Raw genomic sequence first — 6,578 nt, forward strand, 5'->3', positions numbered from 1 at the left:
AGATAGGGGGAAAATTCTGGGACTTTTTCTCTGAAAATTAGGTAATTGACCAGATGAGAATCGGTAAAACCCTACACCCCACACCCCACACCCCACACCCTGTCCCCACGAAAAACTTTTTCAGCAGACCCTAGATAGTCATCCTTAAACTGGTACAAATGTATGAACAACCCCGTGTAAGCATCCCACTTGCAAAGCTAATGCTTTCCCGCGTTTGGGGGGTAGAATCCCCCAAGAGTCAAAGATTAAGTGATAAAATCGGAAATAACAGCCAATTTTAGCTGAGGGTTTTCCTGGAAAAATCCCAACCTAGTAAATTTATACAAATGAGATGCAACCGATAGGAGTTCTCGCTATGGATAGCAATCGATTAATCGAAGAATTAAAAAATCCTGACTTTTATCCTCATTCTGTCAAAATTCCCGTTGAAATTATCCAAACCCATGCTTCAATTATCTTCTTGACAGGAGATTATGCCTATAAAGTCAAGAAACCAGTTAATTATAATTTTTTAGATTTCTCCACTTTAGAAAAGAGAAAGTATTATCTAGAACAGGAACTAGAGTTAAATAAAAAAGTCGCCGATAATATCTATCTAGAAGTTTTGTCAATTAATGATCAACAGGGTAGCATAAGTTTAAATGGAGAAGGAAAAGCGATCGAATACATTTTAAAAATGAATCAGTTTCCCCAAGAATGTTTACTGAGTAAAGTTTTTGAACGGGGAGAACTAACGGAAAAAGCTATAAAATCTTTGGCTGAAAAAGTGGCAGGATTTCATCGACAAGCTGTGACTAATTCCTATATTACTCAATTTGGCAATTTAGAAGTTATTAAACAAGCTTTTGATGAAAACTACCAACAAACCGAGAAATATATTAATTTTGTCCAAACCCAAAAACAATACGATGAAACGAAAGCTTATACAGATAAATTCTTCGCAGAACACGGAGATTGGTTAGAAGAAAGACAAATAAAAGGGATGATTCGCGAATGTCACGGTGACTTACATTTAAATAATATCTGTCAGTGGCAGGGAGAAATACAATTATTTGATCGCATAGAATTTAATGAATCTTTTCGCTTCGTTGATGTCATGTATGATATTGCTTTTACAGTCATGGATTTAACCGCTAGGGGCAGAGAAGATTTCGCTAATTTATTTGTCAATACTTATTTAGAACAAACCGCGGACTGGGAGGGTTTAAAAGTCTTGCCTCTCTACCTGACCAGACAAGCATATGTGAGGGCAAAAGTCAATAGTTTTTTGCTTGATGGTGACAGTTTTTCCGAGAAAATTAAAGCAAATGCACAAGATTATTATCAATTAGCTTGGCAGTACACCCAACCGCAGAAACCGAGATTAATTCTGATGTCGGGATTTTCTGGATCGGGTAAGAGTACCATAGGTAAAGTAATTGCTAAAAATCTTAATGCTATTCAGATTCGTTCCGATGCAGTTCGCAAACATTTGGCTGGAATTGACTTAAATCAAACAGGAAGTCTAGACATATATAGTCTCGAAATGAGTCAAAAAACCTTCGCTAGACTGGCGGAATTAGCCGAAATTTTAATAGCTTTAGGTTATCCAGTTATTCTCGATGCACGCTACGATAAATATGCTTGGCGAGAACCCTTATTAACCTATGCCCAAAATTTACAGATTCCTTTTCATATTGTCCATTGTCACGCACCTATAGAAGTTTTAAAACAACGGATTGCCGCTAGAAAAGGCGATATTTCTGACGCTACTATCGAGGTTTTAAATGCCCAAATTGAGAAAACAGAACCTTTTAATGAAAAAGAACAACCCTATCTAATTTCCCTAGACACTACTAATCCCAATTGGCCAGAATTTTTAGAGAGTCAATTAGGTAAATAGGTTGAGATGAATCAACGATAGGGCCATTCTTATAATTAAGTTATAGTTGATAAAGTAGCAAAAAGGAGAAGCGATGGAAACTGTAGTGTTAAATCTAGAGACAGTTAATTTGACTGATGAACAATTTTATCATCTCTGTCAGGCTAATCAAACATGGAATTTAGAACGTAATCAAAAAGGAGAATTATTAATTATGCCTCCCGTGGGTGGAAATACTGGTAAACAGGAAGCTAATTTGATTGTTAAAGTTGGGGTATGGAACGAGCAAACTCAACTTGGTGAGGTGTTTAGTTCTTCGACAATTTTTCGTTTACCAAATGGAGGATATCGTTCTCCTGATGTTGCTTGGATAAAACGGGAGAGATGGGAAGCTTTGAGCGCAGAAGAGCGAGAAAAGTTCCCACCTTTATGTCCCGATTTTGTGATTGAATTACGTTCTCGTACTGATTCCTTAACCTCTTTACGGGAAAAGATGCGCGAATATTTAGCCAGTGGTTTACGTTTGGGTTGGTTGATTAATCCGCAACAGCAGCAGGTGGAAATCTACCGACTAAATAGCGGTGTGGAAATTATTAATTTACCTGCTATTTTATCCGGGGAAGATGTCTTACCCGGGTTTGTTTTGAATTTAACTTAGGAAGGATTACAGGGAATAACAAAGGGAATGACACCGAATCAGGCTATCTCTATTTTGTCAAGACATTTCCAGAAAAGCGATCGATTGTCAGCTTGGCGATGTATAATCTCTCAAAAGCCAGCATCAAGCTACAAAGTTCTCAATATTGCCCAAAAAAACAATCAGGATTTCAGGAACAGATTCTCTCGCTACTGCTTCAAAGAAAGAGGGGCTCTTCGTTACTTGTTATGGTTCGATAGGAGGGCATAAATCGACTAAATCCTTATCTGGCAAAAGACTTAATTGATTAGTTCGCTCTAGAGCAAAAACAATTGACAAAAATCGCTAAATGCCTTTCTATATAAGGGTTCCATCCCTTATAACTCCCGTCCATTGCATAACACAAACCGAAGAGCCGAAAGAGGAAACTCTCAGTCACAACATTGATATTTGTCAATAATGTCACCTAAAATTTTCAATCATCACTTTACTCCTCTTAAATCCCTCTCTCTGGGATTATTTCTCCTGCAAGCTTTCACTCCCCTCACCCTAGCAGCCCCCCCGCGAGAACCAGATCAAACCGTCGGCTGTGATATTCTGGTGGTGGGTGGTGGTTTAGCCGGTGCCGGTGCGGCCTACGAAGCTTTATTATTAGGAAAAACCGTCTGTTTAACCGAGATTACCGACTGGGTGGGTGGACAGATATCTTCTCAGGGAACCTCCGCATTAGATGAAAGACGGACACAAAGAGAAAAATTATTTTTCCCGAAAGGTTATCTAGAATTTAGGGAAAGAATTAGAAAGCATTACGGGAAACGCAACCCCGGAGAATGTTGGGTAAGCGGGTCTTGTTTTTTGCCTTTTGATGGACATAAATTATTATTTCAACAGTTAGAAGACGCTGCCAAAAAAGGCAAAGGAACTCTGAAATGGTTTCCCTCCACGGTAGTCAAAGAATTAAATATTGAAACTTTACCCAATCGCGGTACCGGTCAACAGATTACCAGTGTAATTGCTATTCAACATAGTCCCGTAAAAGGTACTCCTCCCCTAAATACCGAGTTTTTATCGCAAAAAATGGAGGATATCTATCGCTACGAAAATTCTCCCCGTTTTGATAAGAAAATCCTCCGTTTTGTCCCCAAATCCTCCCAACCGAATCAATTAGCGGATTGGTATGTGATTGAAGCGACCGAAACAGGGGAAATAATCGGATTATCAGATATTCCCTACCGTTTAGGTGTCGATAAGCGCAGTTATCTCGAACCTTCTTCCTCTAGCGTCACTGGAGACCCCTACTGTACCCAAGGCTTTACCTATACCTTCGCCATGGAGGAAACAGAAAAACCACAAACCCACGAGAAACCCGTTTATTATGAACGCTATGCCCCCTATTTTAGCTATGAATTGCCGCGATTAGCCGATTTTGACCTAGTTTTCACCTATCGTCGTATTTGGAGTCCGCAACTGGGTAAAGAGAAAACCTTTGGGGGAATTACTTTTACCGAACCCGTCCCGGGGGATATTTCCATGCAGAATTGGACCTGGGGAAATGATTACCGTCCGGGGACTGCGAAGGATAACTTTATCTACACCCGTGAACAGTTGCAAAAGTTAGGACAGTTATCTCCGGGGGGATGGATGGGAGGATTACGCACCGAAACCCTCGCGAGGGGCGAAGAACACGCCATTTCCTACTATTATTGGTTAGTAGAAGGGACCACCGATTCCCAGTTAGGGGACGGGGTAAAAGTTCCCCATTTGAATAACCGTTATCTCTCCGGTTTTGATTCTCCCATGGGAACTGCCCATGGTTTGTCAAAATATCCCTATATTCGGGAAGCAAGACGGATTATCGGTCGTCCTTCCCTGACTTACCCCGATGGTTTTACCGTCACAGAAATCGATATTTCCCGACAAAATTTTCAAAGCGATTTCTATCGTCAAAATCTTTCTCCGGCAGAATATCGGCGCTTAATTGCCACCTTGGCAGGATTAGAGGGATTTTCCGTACTTGATGGCACATTATCCCCCGATCAGGCCGTTAAACGCAAGCGCTCTACCATTTACCCCGATTCCGTCGGTATCGGTCACTATGCGATTGATTTTCATCCCTGCATGACGGAACATCCCCCCGAAAAACCGGGTAATACAGAAAAAGCAGGAGAAAGACAGGGACAAGGGCAAGCTTATCCCTTCGAGATCCCTTTAAGGGCTATAATTCCCCAAAAAATCGATAATTTACTGATAGCGGGCAAAAGTATCGCCCTTAGTCATATTGCCGCGGCCGCCTATCGTGTCCATTCCTTCGAGTGGTCCTCTGGGGTAGCTGCCGGCATCACGGCAGTGTATGCTTTAGATAATAATGTACTGCCCTATCAATTAGTAGAAAATGATTTTCTCATCGGCAATCAACAATTGCGAGAATTACGGCAAAAAATCGACGCTAGTGGTAATCCAACTATGTTCCCCGATGCCTCAATTTTCCGGTCGATGGATGATTGGTATTAATTAGGATTTGCTGAAAAAGTTTTTCCTAGGGGCAGGGTGTAGGGTGTGGGGTGTGGGGTGTGGGGTTTTACCCATTTTCATCGGGTAAATTACCTAATTTTCAGGGAAAAAGTCCCGGAATTTTCCCCCCGACCACTCCCATATCTGGTACTTTTTGATTGACAAAAAGTCTAAAAGTCTTACCCAACAAGGTTTTTAGATTTATTCAGCTAACCCTAATTACTGCCAACGAAGGGGATACTAGAGATGAGGCCAGACGAGTTTCTAGTTTAACCTTAGACCCCAATGTTTTTCCTAATGCCGCCGAATTGCAATTAGCCCAAAATCTCGGCCGTTTGGATGTTTCTAGCATCGACGGACGTAACGACCAAGGTCAATATAGTCAACTTTTTGCCTACGGTGGTCGTTCTTTTTCGATTTGGAATGTCACTAATGGACTGTCCCAAGTCTTCGATAGCGGCGATGATTTTGAACAAATTTTGGCGGCTTTTTCGGCAACTCCCCTAACTCCTAGTATCTTTAATTCCGATGGTACTCCTAGTAGTTTCGATAGTCGTAGCGATAACCGCGGCCCAGAACCGGAAGGTTTAGCCGTGGGAACTGTAGGCAATCGTCTCTATACTTTTGTGGGAATAGAAAGGGCTGGCGGTTTCATGGTTTATGATATCACCAACCCTAGTCATCCTTTCTTTGTTGATTATATCAACGATTGGCAATTAGGCGATATCTCTCCCGAAGGATTATTATTTATTCCCGCTGCCGATAGTCCCAATGGTACTCCCCTGTTAATTGTTGCCAATGAAGTCAGTCGTAATGTGGCGATTTATTCCGTGAAACCTGTCCCAGAACCTAGCGCAGTTTTAGGATTAGTAACCCTCGGACTAGCTGGCTATAGTTTGAAAAAAAGAGGGAATTCCCAATTAGAGCATTTAATTGATTAATGCTCATTCTTAATTCTCCTGAATCCTGACTACTGGCTCCTTACTCCTCACCTAACGGAAGATTTTTGATTTTTGCAAGAAATCCATTAATCACATCCCGTAAAATGGTAGCGCCTCCGACCAATGGGGGCGTTTTCCCGTTTGCCAGTCCAAATGGGCTAAATCGAGGATATCGGCGGCATTTATGCCTAAATAACTGGGTGTGGCTAATCTTTGATAGGAAATAGTTAAGTTTTCTAAAGTGTGCTGCCATTGTTCTGGAGTCATCAGCCTATCAGCTAAATAAACCCGATTACCCCGATAGATGCCCACATACAATTTTCCCCTAGTTGCGGGCATTTCTAGGGCTAGATGGGTATCAAGGGGGTAAAAATCCCGTTGTGACCAAGCAAAGGCCGCTAAACTGGAGACGGTAAAAATCGGTAGCTGTAATTGTTGTGCTAGGGTTCTACCCGTGACTATACCGATGCGGGTACTGGTAAAGCTCCCCGGCCCCTTAGCGGTGGCTAGAAAGGCTAAATCAGCCCATTTTTGCGGGGCTAGGAACTGTTTTAGATAGGGGTGGAATAGGTTCGATAAGTCCCTGTCTAAGTCCCAAGTTTGTTGACGACTATCATCGCTGAAATTA

Annotated in this window: 5 protein-coding genes; 4 read left to right on the top strand and 1 reads right to left on the bottom strand. The window is 41.7% G+C overall.

The window, feature by feature from the left end; translation table 11 throughout:
* Positions 1-355 precede the first annotated feature (355 nt).
* The 4 genes from PX481_RS20510 (at position 356) to PX481_RS20525 (ending at position 5,950) form a co-directional block, all read left to right on the top strand.
* Positions 356-1,882: a bifunctional aminoglycoside phosphotransferase/ATP-binding protein gene (locus tag PX481_RS20510; RefSeq protein WP_043999316.1), complete on the top strand. Its 1,527-nt coding sequence runs from the start codon at positions 356-358 to the stop codon at positions 1,880-1,882.
* 73 nt (positions 1,883-1,955) lie between these two features.
* Entirely contained in the window at positions 1,956-2,519 is a 564-nt protein-coding gene (locus PX481_RS20515) for a Uma2 family endonuclease (protein WP_288095709.1), read from the top strand.
* Between the two features lie 438 nt (positions 2,520-2,957).
* A complete protein-coding gene (locus tag PX481_RS20520; RefSeq protein WP_002761709.1) occupies positions 2,958-5,009 on the top strand; it encodes an FAD-dependent oxidoreductase in 2,052 nt (683 codons plus the stop codon).
* A gap of 158 nt (positions 5,010-5,167) precedes the next feature.
* Positions 5,168-5,950: a choice-of-anchor I domain-containing protein gene (locus PX481_RS20525; protein ID WP_288095711.1), complete on the top strand. Its 783-nt coding sequence runs from the start codon at positions 5,168-5,170 to the stop codon at positions 5,948-5,950.
* Positions 5,951-6,040: 90 nt separating this feature from the next.
* Here PX481_RS20525 and tsaB read toward each other — a convergent pair.
* Positions 6,041-6,578, bottom strand: a 538-nt coding sequence (tsaB, locus tag PX481_RS20530; protein ID WP_288095714.1) for a tRNA (adenosine(37)-N6)-threonylcarbamoyltransferase complex dimerization subunit type 1 TsaB, incomplete at its 5' end; no start/stop codon positions are given.

The organism is Microcystis sp. M53603_WE2, assembly GCF_030065435.1.

Coding starts and splice junctions, on each gene's coding strand:
- PX481_RS20510 (WP_043999316.1), top strand. CDS start 356: ATGGATAGCAATCGATTAATCGAAGAATTAAAAAATCCTGACTTTTAT.
- PX481_RS20515 (WP_288095709.1), top strand. CDS start 1,956: ATGGAAACTGTAGTGTTAAATCTAGAGACAGTTAATTTGACTGATGAA.
- PX481_RS20520 (WP_002761709.1), top strand. CDS start 2,958: ATGTCACCTAAAATTTTCAATCATCACTTTACTCCTCTTAAATCCCTC.